This is a genomic window from Sinorhizobium sp. P24N7 (assembly GCF_042436655.1).
GTDB classification, from domain to species: Bacteria; Pseudomonadota; Alphaproteobacteria; order Rhizobiales; family Rhizobiaceae; genus Sinorhizobium; species Sinorhizobium meliloti_A.
The window spans coordinates 1-470 of sequence record NZ_JBHMIW010000119.1; the positions used below are offsets into that span (position 1 = coordinate 1).

General features: G+C 64.5%; 1 protein-coding gene. It reads left to right on the forward strand.

The genetic code is table 11. The features are described 5' to 3' along the window. A partial coding sequence (locus tag ACFHWW_RS34230; RefSeq protein WP_379943827.1) for a hydantoinase B/oxoprolinase family protein occupies nucleotides 1–470 on the forward strand: 470 nt, incomplete at both ends.

Genomic DNA, 470 nt, shown 5'->3' on the forward strand with positions numbered 1-470 from the left:
GTCGCTCTCTCGCACCATGCGGACACCGGCGCGCCGGTACCCTCCACCTACCTGCCCTTCGCCAAGAACATCTTCGAGGAAGGCATGCATTTCCCCTGCGTGCGCGTGGCGGAGAATTACAAGGAAAAGGCCGATATCCTGCGCATCGGCTCGATGCGCAACCGGGTGCCGGAACTCTGGCTCGGCGACGTTCGCGCCCAGATCGGCGCCTGCCGAACCGGCGAGCGCCGCATCGGCGAACTGCTCGACCGATATGAGCGCGACACGCTGATGAACTTCGTCGAGGACTGGTTCGATTACGGTGTGCGCTGCGCCAAGGCGGCGATCGCCAAGCTGCCGGCGGGTTCCTACAGCTACGAGATCCGCCACGATCCGGTTCCGGGCGTCGCCGAAGACGGCATTCCGGTGCGCGTGACGATCAATGTCGATCCGGTCGGAGGCGAGATCGTCGTCGACGTGCGCGACAATAT